The sequence below is a fragment of the Bacillus sp. EB600 genome (assembly GCF_024494385.1).
GTDB lineage: Bacteria > Bacillota > Bacilli > Bacillales > Cytobacillaceae > JAEVLT01.
Genome location: NZ_JAEVLT010000010.1, coordinates 61,434 through 78,954, shown reverse-complemented (window position 1 = coordinate 78,954; position 17,521 = coordinate 61,434). Strand labels below are relative to the sequence as shown.

General features: G+C 38.3%; 17 protein-coding genes and 1 tRNA gene. 16 read left to right on the top strand and 2 right to left on the bottom strand.

The window, feature by feature from the left end:
* Window positions 1-296: 296 nt before the first annotated feature.
* The 12 genes from recA (at window position 297) to JN080_RS12815 (ending at window position 12,688) form a co-directional block, all read left to right on the top strand.
* Window positions 297-1,340 (top strand): recombinase RecA, encoded by a 1,044-nt coding sequence (recA, locus tag JN080_RS12870; RefSeq protein WP_256236410.1) that lies wholly within the window; start codon window positions 297-299, stop codon window positions 1,338-1,340.
* Window positions 1,341-1,662: 322 nt separating this feature from the next.
* Window positions 1,663-3,222, top strand: a complete 1,560-nt coding sequence (gene rny / locus JN080_RS12865; protein ID WP_256236409.1) for a ribonuclease Y — start codon at window positions 1,663-1,665, stop codon at window positions 3,220-3,222.
* 111 nt (window positions 3,223-3,333) lie between these two features.
* Entirely contained in the window at window positions 3,334-4,131 is a 798-nt protein-coding gene (locus tag JN080_RS12860) for a TIGR00282 family metallophosphoesterase (protein WP_256236408.1), read from the top strand.
* A 209-nt stretch (window positions 4,132-4,340) separates the two neighbouring features.
* Window positions 4,341-4,601: a stage V sporulation protein SpoVS gene (gene spoVS, locus JN080_RS12855; protein WP_003211281.1), complete on the top strand. Its 261-nt coding sequence runs from the start codon at window positions 4,341-4,343 to the stop codon at window positions 4,599-4,601.
* A 477-nt stretch (window positions 4,602-5,078) separates the two neighbouring features.
* The gene (locus tag JN080_RS12850; RefSeq protein WP_256236407.1) at window positions 5,079-6,818 is read left to right on the top strand and encodes a 2-oxoacid:acceptor oxidoreductase subunit alpha; all 1,740 of its coding nucleotides are present in this window, start codon (window positions 5,079-5,081) and stop codon (window positions 6,816-6,818) included.
* Window positions 6,819-7,685 (top strand): 2-oxoacid:ferredoxin oxidoreductase subunit beta, encoded by an 867-nt coding sequence (locus JN080_RS12845; RefSeq protein ID WP_256236406.1) that lies wholly within the window; start codon window positions 6,819-6,821, stop codon window positions 7,683-7,685.
* A 235-nt stretch (window positions 7,686-7,920) separates the two neighbouring features.
* Complete coding sequence (miaB, locus tag JN080_RS12840) at window positions 7,921-9,465, top strand: tRNA (N6-isopentenyl adenosine(37)-C2)-methylthiotransferase MiaB (protein WP_256236405.1); 1,545 nt, start codon at window positions 7,921-7,923, stop codon at window positions 9,463-9,465.
* A gap of 1 nt (window position 9,466) precedes the next feature.
* Window positions 9,467-9,937: a YlbF/YmcA family competence regulator gene (locus tag JN080_RS12835; RefSeq protein WP_256236404.1), complete on the top strand. Its 471-nt coding sequence runs from the start codon at window positions 9,467-9,469 to the stop codon at window positions 9,935-9,937.
* A 220-nt stretch (window positions 9,938-10,157) separates the two neighbouring features.
* A complete protein-coding gene (locus JN080_RS12830) occupies window positions 10,158-10,703 on the top strand; it encodes an outer spore coat protein CotE (RefSeq protein WP_256236495.1) in 546 nt (181 codons plus the stop codon).
* Window positions 10,704-10,797: 94 nt separating this feature from the next.
* On the top strand, window positions 10,798-10,998 hold the full coding sequence (locus tag JN080_RS12825) for a hypothetical protein (protein ID WP_256236403.1): 201 nt from the start codon (window positions 10,798-10,800) through the stop codon (window positions 10,996-10,998).
* A 194-nt stretch (window positions 10,999-11,192) separates the two neighbouring features.
* Window positions 11,193-11,843 carry a serine/threonine protein kinase gene (locus JN080_RS12820; protein ID WP_256236402.1) on the top strand — a complete coding sequence of 217 codons (651 nt, stop codon included), beginning with the start codon at window positions 11,193-11,195 and terminating at the stop codon, window positions 11,841-11,843.
* 83 nt (window positions 11,844-11,926) lie between these two features.
* A complete protein-coding gene (locus JN080_RS12815) occupies window positions 11,927-12,688 on the top strand; it encodes an IclR family transcriptional regulator (RefSeq protein ID WP_256236401.1) in 762 nt (253 codons plus the stop codon).
* A gap of 18 nt (window positions 12,689-12,706) precedes the next feature.
* On the opposite strand, the gene JN080_RS12810 is transcribed toward JN080_RS12815, so the two are convergent.
* A tRNA-OTHER gene (locus JN080_RS12810) sits at window positions 12,707-12,791 on the bottom strand.
* Window positions 12,792-13,115: 324 nt separating this feature from the next.
* On the opposite strand from JN080_RS12810, the gene JN080_RS12805 reads away from it, so the two are divergent.
* The 3 genes from JN080_RS12805 (at window position 13,116) to JN080_RS12795 (ending at window position 15,495) form a co-directional block, all read left to right on the top strand.
* Complete coding sequence (locus JN080_RS12805; protein ID WP_256236400.1) at window positions 13,116-13,997, top strand: SCO family protein; 882 nt, start codon at window positions 13,116-13,118, stop codon at window positions 13,995-13,997.
* A gap of 394 nt (window positions 13,998-14,391) precedes the next feature.
* Window positions 14,392-15,183: an ABC transporter ATP-binding protein gene (locus JN080_RS12800; protein WP_256236399.1), complete on the top strand. Its 792-nt coding sequence runs from the start codon at window positions 14,392-14,394 to the stop codon at window positions 15,181-15,183.
* Window positions 15,184-15,264: 81 nt separating this feature from the next.
* A complete protein-coding gene (locus JN080_RS12795) occupies window positions 15,265-15,495 on the top strand; it encodes a hypothetical protein (RefSeq protein WP_256236398.1) in 231 nt (76 codons plus the stop codon).
* A 205-nt stretch (window positions 15,496-15,700) separates the two neighbouring features.
* Here the strand turns inward: JN080_RS12795 and JN080_RS12790 are convergent, their stop codons facing one another.
* Window positions 15,701-15,886, bottom strand: coding sequence for a DUF8096 family protein (locus JN080_RS12790; protein ID WP_256236397.1), 186 nt, complete (start codon window positions 15,884-15,886; stop codon window positions 15,701-15,703).
* A 271-nt stretch (window positions 15,887-16,157) separates the two neighbouring features.
* On the opposite strand from JN080_RS12790, the gene JN080_RS12785 reads away from it, so the two are divergent.
* Entirely contained in the window at window positions 16,158-17,456 is a 1,299-nt protein-coding gene (locus JN080_RS12785; RefSeq protein ID WP_256236396.1) for a GH25 family lysozyme, read from the top strand.
* Window positions 17,457-17,521 lie beyond the last annotated feature (65 nt).

Here is a 17,521-nt window from a genome sequence, read left to right as displayed (position 1 = left end):
CACTTAAGGCAGGCAGGCCCAGTCCCCCTCAACGTTAGCAGAAGATATTTTTTATAATCTCAATTGTCTGACAACAAGCAATTAAAGGTAAACTGCTGGAAATCAAACTTCAAAAAACAAGAATAACCTTGAGATTTCACGTTTTTCAACGTAAAATGAAGTTGAAAGCAATCGAATAGATGTTCGTTTTTTTACTCGACAAATGAACGAAAAGAAGTTATATTATAAATAGGATTTTAATTTGATAGATTATCGCAAACATCTTGTGCTTTTTATAAATGAAGGAGGAAAAATACGTGAGTGATCGTCAGGCGGCCTTAGAAATGGCGCTAAAGCAAATCGAAAAACAATTTGGCAAAGGCTCAATAATGAAGATGGGCGAGAAAACAGATACATGGATCTCGGCTGTCTCAAGCGGATCATTAGGACTAGATATTGCTCTTGGTGTAGGTGGATATCCAAGAGGACGGATTATCGAAATTTACGGACCTGAAAGTTCAGGTAAGACAACAGTTTCCTTACACGCAATCGCAGAAGTTCAGAAAAAGGGAGGACAAGCAGCGTTTATCGATGCCGAACATGCGCTTGATCCAAAATATGCACATAACCTGGGTGTAAACATTGATGAGTTATTGTTATCACAGCCGGATACTGGTGAACAAGCCCTTGAAATTGCAGAGGCACTTGTTCGAAGCGGTGCAGTAGACATCATCGTTGTTGACTCCGTTGCAGCATTAGTCCCAAAAGCAGAAATTGAAGGAGAAATGGGTGACTCTCATATGGGCTTACAAGCGCGGTTAATGTCACAGGCGCTCCGTAAGCTTTCAGGTGCAATCAGCAAATCAAACACAATTGCTGTATTTATTAATCAGGTCAGGGAAAAAATAGGTGTCATGTTTGGAAATCCTGAGACAACACCAGGCGGGCGTGCGCTCAAATTCTACTCAACTGTTCGCCTTGAAGTGCGCCGTGCCGAACAATTAAAGCAAGGTAATGAAATCGTTGGAAACAGAACCAAAATCAAAGTAGTAAAAAATAAGGTCGCACCTCCGTTCCGGACTACAGAAGTTGACATTATGTACGGAGAAGGAATTTCTATTGAAGGCGAAATTATTGACCTTGGTTCAGAATTAGATATCGTTCAAAAAAGCGGTTCTTGGTATTCATACAATGACGAGCGCGTAGGTCAAGGAAGAGAGAATGCTAAGCTGTTTTTGAAGGAAAACCCTGAAGTTTGTTTAGAAATTAAACAGAAAATCCGCGATCATTATGAATTAGATTCGGATAAAGCAGTTACTGGTCCAGTAGATGAGTCTGACCAAATTGAACTGCTTGATTAAACCAAAAGAGTAAAGCCCCCATTTGGGGTTTTACTCTTTTTAAACATTCCAATCATATACGTAAAAAAGCATTTGCAACAATCCGCCAATTTCTTGACATAATTGTTTTATAAACACTTTCTAATTATTAGAAAATGGCACGTAGACTAACCCTTGACAATAAATATGTGCACCTTTACAATAAATATGTATATTTTACATTTTTGGTAATATTACAATGCTTAAAAGCCCTAGTGCTTGCTGTATGTTGAAATCAAAACCAATGTACATGCCGACACTTAAAAAAACGTAACAAAAGTTCATAGCAAGAGGAGGTGTAACGATGGAACCAATTACAATCATCTCCATTTTGCTTGGCCTATTCGTCGGTGCAGTTGTTGGATATTTTATACGGAAATCCATTGCAGAAGCTAAGATAGCGGGAGCTAAAGGTGCTGCAGATCAAATTCTTGATGATGCCAAACGAGAAGCAGAATCTATGAAAAAAGAGGCACTGCTAGAGGCAAAGGATGAAATTCACAAACTTCGGAGTGATGCTGAACGTGAAGTTCGCGATCGAAGAAATGAACTCCAAAAACAAGAAAACCGTTTATTGCAAAGAGAAGAGAATTTAGATCGAAAAGATGAATCGCTAAATAAACGCGAAACTCTTTTGGAAAAGAAGGATGATTCTCTTAATCAAAGACAACAACATATTGAAGAGATGGAAAGCAAAGTGGACGAGTTGGTACGATCACAACAAGCTGAACTTGAACGGATTTCAGGCTTAAACCGCGAAGAAGCTAAAACGATCATTCTAGAACATACAGAGAAAGAATTAGCGCATGATCTAGCGGTAATGGTCAAAGAAAATGAAACCCGCATTAAGGAAGAGTCTGACAGGAAAGCGAAAGATATTTTATCGCTGGCAATCCAGCGTTGCGCTGCTGACCACGTAGCCGAAACAACAGTCTCTGTTGTCAACCTTCCAAATGATGAGATGAAAGGCCGGATTATTGGCCGTGAAGGACGGAATATTCGTACCCTGGAAACATTAACAGGGATTGATTTAATTATCGATGATACACCTGAAGCAGTCATTCTCTCTGGTTTTGATCCTATCCGTCGTGAAACGGCTCGCTTGGCGCTTGAAAAATTAGTCCAAGATGGCCGGATACATCCTGCGCGTATTGAGGAAATGGTTGAAAAATCTCGTCGCGAGGTTGATGATCATATCCGTGAGGTAGGAGAACAAACAACATTTGAAGTAGGAGTTCATGGACTCCATCCGGATTTAATTAAAATACTTGGTCGGTTAAAGTACCGTACAAGTTACGGTCAGAATGTATTAAAACACTCTATTGAGGTTGCACAGCTAACCGGTTTACTTGCGGCTGAATTAGGGGAAGATGAAACATTGGCACGACGTGCAGGTTTGCTTCATGATATTGGTAAAGCCATTGACCATGAGGTGGAAGGAAGCCATGTTGAAATTGGGGTTGAACTTGCAACTAAGTACAAGGAACACCCAGTCGTCATAAACAGTATTGCTTCGCACCATGGTGATACAGAGGCAACATCGGTTATAGCGGTGCTTGTTGCTGCTGCAGATGCTTTATCAGCCGCCAGACCGGGAGCGCGAAGTGAGACTCTTGAGAACTATATACGAAGATTAGAAAAGCTTGAAGAAATTTCTGAATCGTATGAAGGTGTAGAGAAGTCATTTGCAATTCAAGCTGGACGTGAGGTACGGATTATTGTAAAACCTGAAGCAATTGATGATCTCGCAGCACATAGACTGGCAAGAGATATTCGCAAACAAATTGAAGATGAGCTGGATTATCCAGGTCATATAAAGGTTACAGTTATACGTGAAACACGAGCTGTAGAATATGCGAAATAAAGCGGTGCTTATGCACTGCTTTATTTTTTAGTGCCTTTATTCCATTAGAGAAAAGAAAAAGGTATGCTACAATTACCATTAAAAATAGCTTAGTTAAGAAAGGGAAGTTAAATGAATTTATTATTTATTGGAGATGTTGTCGGTTCACCAGGCCGTGACATGATCAAAGAGTATGTCCCTAAGTTAAAAGAAAAGTATCGTCCGCAGCTTACAGTTATTAATGGCGAGAATGCCGCGTCTGGAAGAGGGATAACGGAAAAAATTTATCGGCAATTTTTAGAGGTTGGCGCACAGGCTGTGACTCTTGGTAACCATACTTGGGATAACCGAGAAATCTTTGAATTTATTAACGGCGCGAAGTATTTAGTACGGCCTGCTAATTTTCCAGAAGGTACACCTGGAAAAGGAATTGTATATGTAAAAATCAATGATTTGGAAGTAGCAATTATTAATCTGCAAGGTCGTACATTTATGAACCCTATTGATTGCCCCTTCAAAAAAGCTGACGAATTAGTTGCCCAGGCCCGCGTGAGGACACCGTTTATTTTTGTAGATTTTCATGCAGAAGTAACAAGTGAGAAGCAGGCAATGGGCTGGTATTTAGATGGGAGAGTCAGTGCAGTCGTAGGCACCCATACACATGTTCAAACTGCGGATAAACGAATATTACCTGGGGGAACAGGATATTTAACAGATGTTGGTATGACAGGTCCCTACGATGGAATTTTGGGTATGGAAAGAGAGGCTGTTCTTAAAAGATTCCTAACCGGTCTTCCTTCCCGTTTTGAAGTGTCAACTACAGGAAGAACACAGCTTAGCGCTGTTTTCATTGAACTTGATCGTAAAACGGGGCATACGAAAAAGATGGAAACGATAGTAATTAACGATGATCATCCGTTTTATTCATAATGGGAGTATTTTCAAACTCTACAATCCCAAAACAAGGCGCTAACGATTCTAACAACTGAAACAAAAAATTCCTATTTACTAGCTCTTTTTTGTCCAAGCCGGCATAAGTCTTTTGCCGTCCGAATATAGTAGCAGTGGAATATTATATATTCCTGATTAGTTCATGAAACTGCTCATGCGGGATCGGGATATACAAGGAGGAGCTAGGAATGGAAATATTAAAAGTTTCAGCAAAATCTAATCCTAATTCTGTAGCTGGTGCACTTGCCGGGGTTCTGCGAGAAAGAGGTGCAGCAGAAATTCAGGCAATCGGTGCAGGGGCATTAAATCAAGCCGTAAAGGCCGTAGCAATTGCTCGGGGATTTGTAGCACCTAGCGGAGTTGATTTGATTTGCATCCCGGCGTTTACTGATATTCTGATTGATGGGGAAGAACGCACAGCTATAAAATTAATTGTGGAACCTCGATAAAAAGAAGAACGAATAGTATTGACTGCCTGCTTGAGTGTGAAATAAGCAGGCTTTTTCTATAGTCCGGGGAATTGCACTACAAAAAGAATCTTTTTGGTAAATGTCAACAATATAGTAAAATAGAATAAAATTGTTTTTAAATTATAATAGAAGGAATCTTTCCAGTTGTATAAGGGATGGAACCCTATAATAACTGGGCTAAGGTATGGAAATTATTATATGAATTTAGCGAAATAGCTAGTAATTTTTAAATAGTAAAAAAATATTCATATTTTAGACAAAATTTGCGGCTTAAGGGTTGCAATTTTTTACACTTAGGTCTAGAATTGTAAGCGTTTAGTACATATCCATTAATCTATTTTTTAATAGAAAGAACATGTTGAATCGCTAAATTCTCGTGGTCTACATGGATTGGACTAACATATTAACGATAAAATTGCTTTACACAATTTTTACATATCTAAAGGGGTGTAAGTCATGATCAATCAACTTTCGTGGAAAGTTGGAGGACAGCAAGGCGAAGGTATCGAGAGTACTGGGGAAATATTTGCAATTGCGCTTAACCGATTAGGCTATTATCTTTATGGTTATCGCCACTTTTCGTCTCGGATTAAAGGTGGTCATACAAACAATAAAATCAGAGTAAGCACAACTCAAGTAAGAACTATTTCTGATGACCTTGATATACTTGTTGCTTTTGACCAAGAAACGATTGACGTAAACTACAAAGAATTGCATCGAGGCGGTGTTATTTTAGCCGATGCGAAATTTAGTCCAAAGAAACCAGATGATACCGAAGCAGGTTTGTATGCGGTTCCATTTACGGAAATTGCAACAGAATTGGGAACTTCCCTAATGAAAAATATGGTTGCAATCGGTGCTACATCTGCTGTATTAGATTTAGATATTAACGTTTTTGAAGAAGTAGTTCAAGAAATTTTTGGGAAAAAAGGTGCCCAAGTGGTTGCAAAGAACATGGAAGCAATCAAAGCGGGTTATGAGTATACAAAAGAAAAGCTTGGCAGTGTTGAAACCATGCAGCTTGAAAAAGCAGATGGTAAAAAACGGATGTACATGATTGGAAACGATGCAATTGCACTTGGTGCTATTGCTGCAGGTTGCCGTTTCATGGCAGCATACCCAATCACACCGGCTTCTGATATAATGGAATATTTAATTAAAAAACTTCCAGCTCTTGGTGGAGCGGTTATTCAAACAGAAGATGAAATTGCTGCAGCTACAATGACAATTGGTGCCAATTATGGCGGTGTTCGTGCGATAACTGCATCTTCTGGTCCTGGAATGTCATTAAAGGTGGAAGCAATTGGATTAGCAGGAATGACTGAAACACCAATCGTTATCGTTGATACTCAACGTGGAGGTCCTTCTACTGGGTTACCAACAAAACAAGAGCAATCAGACTTAATGGCAATGATTTATGGAACACACGGAGAAATCCCAAAAATTGTTATCGCTCCAAGTACGGTTGAAGAAGCATTCTATGATACAGCTGAAGCTTTCAACCTTGCGGAAGAATATCAATGCCCTGTCATTGTGTTATCCGATCTTCAATTATCATTAGGAAAACAAACAGTGGAACCGTTAGATTCCAGTAAAGTGGAAATTAGACGTGGGAAGCTCATCGATCACGACATTGTAGAAAATGAAAACCATCAGGGAAGCTATTACAAGCGCTACCTTGTAACAGAAGACGGTGTTTCTCCTCGTCCTATCCCAGGAATGAAAAATGGGATTCACCATGTTACTGGTGTTGAGCACGCTGAAACAGGAAAGCCTTCTGAGGGTCCAGAAAACAGGATTGCTCAAATGGATAAACGTTTCCGTAAACTTGAAAATATTCGCTTTGATACACCAGTTTACAAATATGCGCCACATGAAGATGCTGATCTATTACTTGTTGGTTTTAACTCAACTCGCGGTGTAATCGAAGAAGCAATTGGTCGTCTTGAAAAAGATGGAATGAAAGTTAACCATGCTCAGATTCGTTTAATCCATCCGTTCCCAACAGATGAATTATTGCCGCTTGTTCAATCAGCCAAAAAAGTTTTGGTTATTGAAAACAACGCAACAGGTCAATTGGCAAATATTATAAAAATGAATGTAGGAAACGCTCAAAAGATTATTAAGTATGTTAAATATGATGGGAACCCTTTCCTTCCTAATGAAGTTTATACCAAATGCAAGGAGTTGTTCTAAATGGCCACATTTAAAGATTTCAGAAACGATGTAAAACCGAACTGGTGCCCTGGCTGTGGCGACTACTCTGTACAAGCAGCAATACAACGCGCAGTAGCAAATGTTGGTTTAGAGCCAGAGAATTTAGCAGTTATTTCTGGTATCGGCTGTTCCGGCCGTATATCTGGATATATTAATTCATATGGTGTCCATGGTATTCATGGCCGTGCATTACCAATCGCTCAAGGTCTTAAAATGGCTAATCGTGATTTAACGGTTATTGCATCCGGCGGTGATGGCGATGGATTTGCAATTGGTATGGGACATACTGTTCATGCAATTCGCCGTAACATCAACATTACTTATATCGTAATGGATAACCAAATTTATGGATTAACAAAAGGCCAAACTTCACCTCGTTCTGCGATGGGCTTTAAAACAAAGTCTACGCCAGAAGGTTCGATTGAAGAAGCCATTTCTCCTATGAAATTAGCCTTATCAGTAGGGGCAACATTTGTTGCACAAAGCTTCTCGACTGACTTGAAAGAACTTACTGCTTTAATTGAGGCTGGAATTAATCATGATGGTTTCTCTTTCATTAATGTATTCAGCCCATGTGTAACTTACAATAAAGTAAACACTTATGATTGGTTTAAAGAAAACCTAATGAAATTAAGTGATGTCGATGGCTATGATTCTTCAAGTAAGGATATAGCAATGAGCACCTTATTAAAACATAAAGGTCTTGTTACAGGTCTTGTTTATCAAAATACGGAGCGACCTTCCTATCAGGAACTTGTTCCTCACTATGCAAAAACGCCATTATCACAAGCTGATTTGACTCTTGATCAGGCCTATTTTGATAAACTAGTAAACGAATTTATGTAAGAAAATAAAAATCCCGCGAATTACCTCGCGGGATTTTCTATGCTATCTAACTCTACTGCCTTGTTCCTCCCTAAACGTGCTTCCGCTTTTGATCTTGTTTTCAACCCTTCTAACCTTTATACTATAATAATGTGAAGATAATTTGGGCACTACTATTTCCCACTATATAAGAGTGGGAAAATCAGATTACAAAAGATGAAATAAAGCCTATTTTTTTAGAAGGGAGTTTCATAATATGAATGAAAAACAACGTTTGGAAAGTCAGCAAGCAAATTTAGCTAATCCTTCGGACAAAAAATCCGCCAAGGATTACAGTAAGTATTTTGAAAAAGTAATCACGGCTCCTTCCCTTAAAGATGCAAAAAAACGTGGGAAAGAGGAAGTAAAGTACCAAAATGATTTTGCAATCCCTGAAGAATTTCGCGGCATGGGGGAAGGCCGTAAATTTTACATTCGCACATATGGATGTCAGATGAATGAACATGATACGGAAGTCATGGCTGGGATCTTTATGGCTCTCGGATATGAACCAACAGAAGATGTCGAAGATGCGAACGTCATTCTCTTAAATACGTGTGCAATACGTGAAAATGCGGAAAACAAAGTATTTGGCGAGCTAGGTCATTTAAAAGCACTTAAAATGGAAAACCCTGACCTTCTCTTAGGTGTGTGCGGTTGTATGTCGCAGGAGGAATCAGTCGTCAATAAGATATTAAAGTCCTATCATTTTGTTGATATGATTTTTGGTACCCATAATATCCACCGTTTGCCAAACATTTTACATGATGCATATATGTCAAAGGAAATGGTTATAGAAGTTTGGTCTAAAGAAGGAGACGTTATTGAAAATCTTCCAAAGGTGCGCCGTGGGAATATCAAAGCATGGGTTAACATCATGTATGGCTGTGATAAATTCTGTACGTATTGTATTGTTCCATATACACGAGGAAAAGAGCGCAGTCGCAGACCGGATGAAATTATCCAAGAGGTTCGTCATTTAGCAGCACAAGGGTATCAGGAAGTTACCCTTCTTGGTCAAAATGTAAACGCCTATGGAAAAGACTTTGAAGATATAAAATATGGTCTTGGGGATTTGATGGATGAGCTTCGCAAGATTAATATTCCACGGATTCGGTTTACAACAAGCCATCCGCGTGATTTTGATGATCATTTGATTGAGGTTCTGGCAAAAGGCGGCCACCTTATGAATCATATCCATTTACCTGTTCAGTCAGGATCAACGGATGTCTTAAAGATCATGGCTCGAAAGTATACAAGAGAGCAGTATTTAGAACTTGTTAGAAAGATTAAAGCAGCGATACCTGATGTAGCTTTAACAACAGACATCATTGTAGGCTACCCAAATGAAACGGAAGAGCAATTTGAAGAAACCTTATCTTTGTACCGTGAGGTTGGATTTGAATCTGCTTATACGTTCATTTATTCTCCGCGTGAAGGAACTCCAGCGGCACAAATGCAGGATAATGTTCCAATCGAAGTGAAGAAGGAGCGCCTGCAGCGGCTCAATAATCTAGTTAATGAATCGTCTGCTGAAGCAATGAAAAAGTATCAGGATCAAATCGTCGAAGTGTTGGTTGAAGGGGAAAGCAAAAACAATCCAGATGTATTAGCCGGATATACAAGTAAGAGTAAGCTTGTGAATTTAACAGGCCCTAAACAAGCGATTGGCAAAATTGTAAAAGTGAAAATTACTGATGCTAAAACATGGTCTTTAAACGGAGAATTAATTGAAGTAGTAGAACGGGTAGAGGTGAAGTAATGTGGCCAAGTATACAAAAGATGAAATCGTTGCACGCGCAAAGGAATTGGCGCAGATGGTTGCGGAGACAGAAGAAGTAGATTTTTTCAAACGGGCAGAAGCGCAAATTCATGGAAACCAAAAAGTAAGTACATTAATAGCTGATATTAAAGGGTTACAGAAACAAGCAGTAAATCTCCAGCATTATGGGAAACCAGAAGCCCAAAAAAAAGTAGAGGACAAAATTGCCACGATCGAACAGGAATTGGATGATATTCCTGTTGTTCAGGAGTTTAAACAATCTCAGCTTGAAGTAAACGAATTACTGCAAATTATTGCTTCAACCATCTCAAATACAGTAACAGATGAAATTATTATCGCAACAGGCGGAGATCTTTTGCGAGGAGAAACAGGTGCTAGTCTAGAAAATGACGAAGCATGCGGTTGCGGCCATGACCATGACCACGACCACCACGACCACCACGACCACTAAGTTATCAACCAGGCTTATTTGCAAGCCTGGTTTTTTTTTTGCAAAGTTTAAAGAAAATGATGCTTCTCCTTAATTAGTGCCACGCAGGAACATCCTACAAACACCCACATAAAATGAATTATGACTAAACTTTTAACCAGTATTCCCAAAAATATATCGCACACTAGTCTAAAAATCAGCATAGGATGAAATGAAAATGAATGAGGAGGGTTCGCTCGAAATGGGAGACTACAGAGAGATTATCACTAAAGCGGTCGTAGCGAAAGGACGAAAATTCACGCAGTCTAATCATACGATTTGCCCGGCGCATAATCCAACAAGTATTCTAGGCTGTTGGATCATCAACCATAAATACGAAGCGAAAAAAGCCGGTAAAACAATAGAGATACATGGCTCCTATGACATTAACGTTTGGTACTCTTATAACAATAATACAAAAACAGAGGTAGTTACCGAACGTGTTACTTACACTGATGTCATAAAGTTAAAGTATCGGGATCAGGATGTCTTAGAGGATAACGAAATTATTGCAAAGGTACTTCAGCAGCCTAATTGCGTAGAAGCGGTTATTTCCCCTAATGGCAATAAAATCATCGTTCATGTTGAAAGAGAATTCCTTGTCGAGGTAATCGGTGAAACAAAAGTTTGCGTAGCGATTAATCCTGAAGGATGTTCCTGTGAAGATGACGAGTGGGGAATGGATGTAGACGATGAAGAATTTGAAGAGCTGAATCCTGATTTTTTAGTCGGTTCAGAAGAAGAATAACCATACTAGGGAGAACTTACTTCCCTAGTTTTTCTTTTAATAGCATGAATACTTTAATAAAGCTGCATCCTACTTTTAGGAGGTGTGCTTTACAATGAAGCCAAAACAACCCGGAAATGAACAAATTCCTGATTTTAACGAATTAACTGATCGCTTGATTATTGAAACACAGTCTGAGCCAATGCTTGTTATTAAAACAAACCTTGACCCAAAGGACTCCACAGAAAATAACCCGTACTACCAAGCTAAAAACACAAAAGATCCTAATGCTTTCAGAGACTATTTTGAAGAATAATGGTTAGTAAAGACGCCAGAAATATCCTTTTCTGGCGTCTTTACTTTAACTTTGATACGATGTTTATGAAAAAACAGCCTTTCACCCAAAATTTGTTTGTCTGGGTTTACAGTAGTAAAATAAATGGAAATAAGGACATGTTTGCAGTGGGTCTTATCATTCTAAATTAGGAAAAGATTAGTAGTAGGTGCAATATGGAAATAAATGAATACTTAAAGTTAATAGATCATGAGTTATTGCCTTTTATTCAATTGGAATCGGACAACCCCTTTGACCCCATTAGCCTAAAAAATGGATCAAAGACATGGAAAACGGTTGGAGTCGGCAATTATGCAGCAGTTTTTGTCCATCCATCTAAACCAGATTGGGTGGTCAAGGTTTATGGCAGAAATCCAGAGGAGCTTAAAAAAGAGATTGATGTCTATAAACAACTAGGCAGCCATAAAGCTTATTCAACATTATATGGATATGGAGATCAATTCTTAGTATTAAAAAAGCTTGAGGGAATTACGTTATTTAATGCATTGGTGAAGGGAGTTTACATTCCTGAAACCGTCATCAAGGACATTGATAACGGCTTGGCATATGCCAAATCAGTGGGCTTGAATCCATACGATGTCCATGGTAAAAATGTAGTCATGAAAAATGGGCGCGGCTATATAGTCGATATTTCTGACTTCTACAAGGATGGCTACTGCAGCAAATGGGATGATTTGAAAAAGGGATATTTCAAACTTTATAAACCTTTTATCGGAAAATACCATCCACCGATCCCTTTTTCAATTGTTGATGGCATCCGCAAGGGCTACCGGATCTATAAAAAGTTTAAGAGGAAGATAAATTAAAGTGTGGGATCGGATGATATAATTGGTTGTAGAGAAGATAAAGTTAAAGATGAAATGGAAATTTGGGATTGAGAGGGTTGAATATGGTCCAATCGGTTGACAGGGCATTAACAATTATTAAAATAGTTAGTTCCCGCAAAGAAGGAATTGGGGTAACGGAACTAGCAAACAAACTAGGCTTAAATAAAAGCTCTATTTTTCGAATATTGGAAACACTTACAGCCCATGGTTTTGTTGAACAAAATAAAGAAACCAAGAAATATAAGCTAGGGTATCAAGTACTCGAATTAAGCACAAAATTATTGGAATCCATTGATATTCGAAAGGAAGCGATTCCATTCCTAAGAGAATTAGAGGAAATTTCGAATGAAGTCATTCATTTGGTAACTTATTTCCAAAAAGAAGCTGTTTATATTGAAAAACTCGAAGGCCACGAAACATTGAGAATGCATTCTCAGGTGGGCAGAAGAGCTCCTATGCATTGTACAAGTGCTGGGAAGGTCATTCTTGCAAATTTACCAAAAAATGAAGCAATCGAGATTATTCAACAAACTGGATTACCAAGACATACAGATAAGACGATCACAACTGAAAAAGAATTACTAGAAAACCTAGTAATGATTAAAGAACAAGGATATGGAATTGAACGAGAAGAAAATGAAACTGGAATAACCTGTATTGCGGCTCCAATTTTTAATCATCGCGGTGAAATTGCGGGTGCGATAAGTATATCAGGTACTGCATTGAGAATGAATGATGATAAAATTGCTGCGATTAAGGATAAATTAATTGAGGTAGGCACAAGGGTTTCCCAACGCTTAGGATATGCGTCCAAGGATTTATAAGACGCTTCCGCTTTTCTATGGACTTGGTGGGAATCGAACCCACAAAAGGCACAACAGTTACCGATGAAACTGTTGGCTGCTCTGACCATTGAGCTACAAGTCCTTACTTAAATTATGCACGTTAGATTCGTAATTATACGCAAAACAGTAGTTAAATTCCAAGAACAGATCGACAAGTAAGTAGGCAGGAAGACAAGACCTTTTCATGGCTTGACTTCCTGCTTTTTTCTGAATATTTTTTGAAAGGTGACTTTCTTCACTCCACTCCTTGTTTTTCGACAATATAATGGATAGTAGAGGAAATTGTCGATAAAATAGGCTTTACCAAAGCTTAAAGATGATAAACCTTGTGCATTTATTTGATAAAAGCGCATAGATGATTAGGATTGAATAATTCAAATGATTTACATCGGAAAGGTTGATATTGATGAAACGGGTTGCTATTTTCGCTGTAAGCCTGTTGCTTTTTTTTATTGCAGGCTGTGGATCAGATCATGTACAGATTAAGCTTTATACACCAAAAACATTTACTCCTGGTCAACCTTTTGCTATGCAATTTAAAATTTTAGATAGTAAAGGAACTCCCGTAACAGGGGCGAAAGTGACGGCCGATCTAAATATGAAAAATATGGATCATGGGACTGTTTCTATTGTAACCCAAGAAATTGGAGATGGGATGTATGTGGGACAAGCAAACCTAATGATGAATGGAGATTGGGTTGCAACCGTTAAGGTGGATCATGGTGGGAAAAGTGATGAGGAAGACAAATCGTTTTCAATTGATGTTAAAACGAAAGAAAGCGCACACAAGGTGACGAAGCATGTTGAACTGCCTAATTTTGCGCTTATTGACCAAAATGGCCAGCAGGTTACTAAAAAGGATCTTATCGGAAAAACTGTGGCAATGACCTTCACTTATGTAAACTGCACAGATCCGAATGCCTGTCCTGTTTTATTGGGAAACTTTAGTAAGCTGCAGCAGGAAATAAAAGCGAATAATGTTCCTACCAACCGGATATTACTTGTGTCGGTATCGATTGATCCTAAGAATGATACCCCTAAAGTTTTAAAAAAACATGCACAGGAAATGAACTTTGATACCTCCTATTTGAAAATGCTGACAGGGGACTTATCGGAAATAGTAAAAGTAACGAATCCTCTTGGAGAACATTTTGAAAAAAAAGATGCTGAAGTCATTCATGATAATAAAACCCTTGTATTTGATCAAACTGGCACGCTAACACACGAATTCACTGGAAGCTACATTGATCAAGAAGAACTGTTCCAGGTGGTCGCAGGTCATGAATAACGCAGAAAAAATAATTATACGTCGCTTATGGGAACCCGAAAGCGAGAATCGTTTGGGAATAAGTAAGAATGAAATGTAAATAGAAAGCCAAGAAGCAATAAAAGAAGCCATTTTATTACAGGAAAAATGGCTTCTTGTTATTGCTTCACTTTTTTTCTCTGAGGACTTTCATGTGGAATAGATGATGAAGATCAAAAGAAGTGAAAGTCTTCCTATTAGTCTTTACTGTCTTATGATCAGCTAAATCATATTTGCCGCTGGAAAAAAGCAGAATGGGGTTTTAGGAGATTTGATCTAATTCATTAGTAGCTTCATCCTATTATACGTATGGTATTATAGAAATAAATAAGATTTTCAATATTAAAAATTTTAGTAGATGAGGGGAGTAACCGGGATGGTTTTACATCTAGAAGGGGTCTCTTTAAAAAGAGACGGAAAATGGATTTTACAAAATTTGACTTGGCAGATCAAAAAAGGCCAGCATTGGGTATTATTTGGCTTAAATGGAGCAGGGAAAACAGCTATCTTAAATATGCTGCATGCAGAATATTTTCCAACGAAGGGGAAAGTGACTGTTCTTGGAAAAGAATTTGGCAAAAGCTACCTAGGTGAAAAGCTGCGTAAACAAATTGGGTTTGTTTCCTCCTCTTTTCAACAAAAATTTTATCCAGTTGATAATGCATTTGAAATTGTATTAAGTGGTGGTTTTGCTTCGATTGGCCTTTATGAAACTCCTACAGATGAAATGAGAGAGAGGGCTATTTCCCTGCTAAAGGAGATGGGATGTTTCCATTATGCTAACCAAGCCTACGAAACATTATCACAAGGGGAAAAGCAATGTGTCCTGATTGCGAGGGCATTGATGGGAGCCCCTTCGCTGCTTATTCTCGATGAACCAGCCAATGGCCTTGATTTCATTGCGCGTGAACATTTGTTGGAATCGATTGATAAAATTGCAAAAAATCCAATTGGCCCGACGATTATCTATGTCACCCACCATGTTGAGGAAATTTTGCCTGTCTTTACTAAAACATTACTCTTAAAATCCGGGCAGGTTTTTTCTACTGGGAATACGGACGAACTGATTTCCAGTGAAATACTCTCACGATTTTTCGATCTTCCCGTAGATGTTTCTTGGAAAAATGGCCGGCCAATGCTTTCAAGATTGCAGTCCGTAGAAAAATAAAAAACTGGTGTGAATTTCCACCAAAAAAAGTATGCTAATTCTTTCTATAAGGAATATAATGGCATCATGGGGGAATGCCACATGATGACTTTCAATGAGATTGAAAAAGGAATGTTGTTAAGGTTGGAGAAAACTCATAAGTATGAGCCAAGTTACGTTGTTAAAGTTGTAGACAAATCGGTTAGAATTATTAATGGGATTGAAGCACAATTTATTGTGATTGAAGACCCGGAAAATCCGAATCATTTCATAAGTAAGCCGCCAGGCCTCTTTCAGCCTTACTTTGAGGAGACAGAAAGAACTGTTCATTAAAAATAGTACAAAAAACCATTCCACTAAATGAAATGTGGAATGGTTTTTTTGTACAAACATGTAGTGTATGATCCAAAGATATCACTAAAAGAAGAACGTGTACAAGAATTAGAATATCTTCGTTTTGTTTAATTTAAAGGACGATTAAGCCATTCAAACAATGTTGAATGGCTTAATTTAATTACTTGGTAAATCAATAGAAACACTAAATACTTTTTTTCATCCCGCATTTTTTGCATTCTCTAAGAAATACACCATGCGAAACGGAAGATTTAAATGACGTATTGCCGCAGTTATCACAGATACCGCTGACCTTGTCGGGATATTCTTTAAAATCATAAACAATGTCAGTAGCGTAGCCGTTTGTTTTCGGTTCTTGATTTTGTTCCATACTATCACCTCAAAGATTTTCACCTTTTCATCATAGCAGATCCCCGCCATTTTTTCATAAAATCAAACACCACTCTGTCTTTATAAAAGTTATCAAAGCATGGAAATGGAAGCCTCCCTTCTTTTAGTTATTTCTCAATATGAAAGTTTCAGTCCAGCTATTAAGTTTACTACCTATTTGTATAACTATTGGAGGATTTTTAAAGCGACCGTTCACTCAATGGTTCTATATGTCATACGCTAATACAAAATTTTTTAGGGAGAGGAATACAGTGAAAAACCTATTTAAATCAGCAAGTATACTTTTCCTTTCAATATTTCTAACGTTCACTTATGGATTTTCGGCTTTTGCGCAGGAACCGGATGTAGACTTTATTGATGTATCACATTATAACAATGAAGCTGGACTACCACTCGCATTCTATCAATCAATTAAAAACAGCGGAGTAAAAGGTGTTGTCGTAAAGGTCAGCGAGGGATATTATTACATGGACTCGGCGGCATCGGTAAACATCACTAATGCTAAGCAGGCTGGAATGGTCGTAAGTGCCTATCATTTTGCCCGGTTTACAAGTAATAATTCTGCCAAACAAGAAGCGCAATGGTTTGATAAAAAGCTGCAGGTTGTTGGCTTTAATAAATCTACAGACGGTTATGTAGTTGTGGATGTGGAGGCCGCTAATTTGCCAGGTAATACTGCGAAACTCACAGAATTTACAAATACATTTATTTCTGAAATGAAAAGGCTTGGATATAAAAAGGTTGATATTTACAGTGGATCGAGTTTTTACAATACTAGGTTAACACCTCGAACGTTAAGCATCAGTAATCCTTGGTTAGCGTCCTATCCGGCCAATCCGCTAAAAGGGCAGCCAACGGCAAATTTCTCTAACGGTCTAGGTGCCTGGCAGTGGGCTTCAGATTACAGGTTTATTGGTATGGGAGAATACGGGGATTTTGATGTAAATGAAGATTATGCCGGTAAATACACTAATCAAGTTAAATCCTCCACACTAGAGGTTAGACAAATAGGTACAACCTCCCTAGTTGATTTTATGAAAGCAAATGGCTTGGACTCATCTTACGATAATCGCTCCAAGCTTGCAAAACAATATGGGATTATGGAATATAGTGGAACTTCTTCCCAAAACCTGGCGATACTTTCCAAACTTAAAAGTGGTGTGAAACCAGCGAAGGTGAATACCTCAAAATTGATCATCAATGGTAATTCGACACCTCCGCTTCAGGAAAATACTTCCACCTACAAAGTTAAATCAGGGGATAACTTATCTTCGATTGCCAAAAGATACCGTACCACAGTTAGAACTTTAGCATCCTTAAATAATATAAGAAATGTAAACTTTATTAGAACAGGCCAGGTACTAAAAATAACAGGAACTGTTAGTCCACAGGCAGGAAGCTCCAAAGCAGTCTATCATGTTGTCCGTAAAGGGGATACCGTGTCAGAACTGGGACAGCAGTTTGGAACATCGAGTTCGCAGATTAAAGCATGGAACAAATTAGACAGGAGATATACGATTTACATCGGAAAAACGATTAGAGTTAAATAGAATTATTATATTATTTCAACAAAAGAGGAAAATGGAAAGTTGTACTTGAGCGCCAAATATGATTA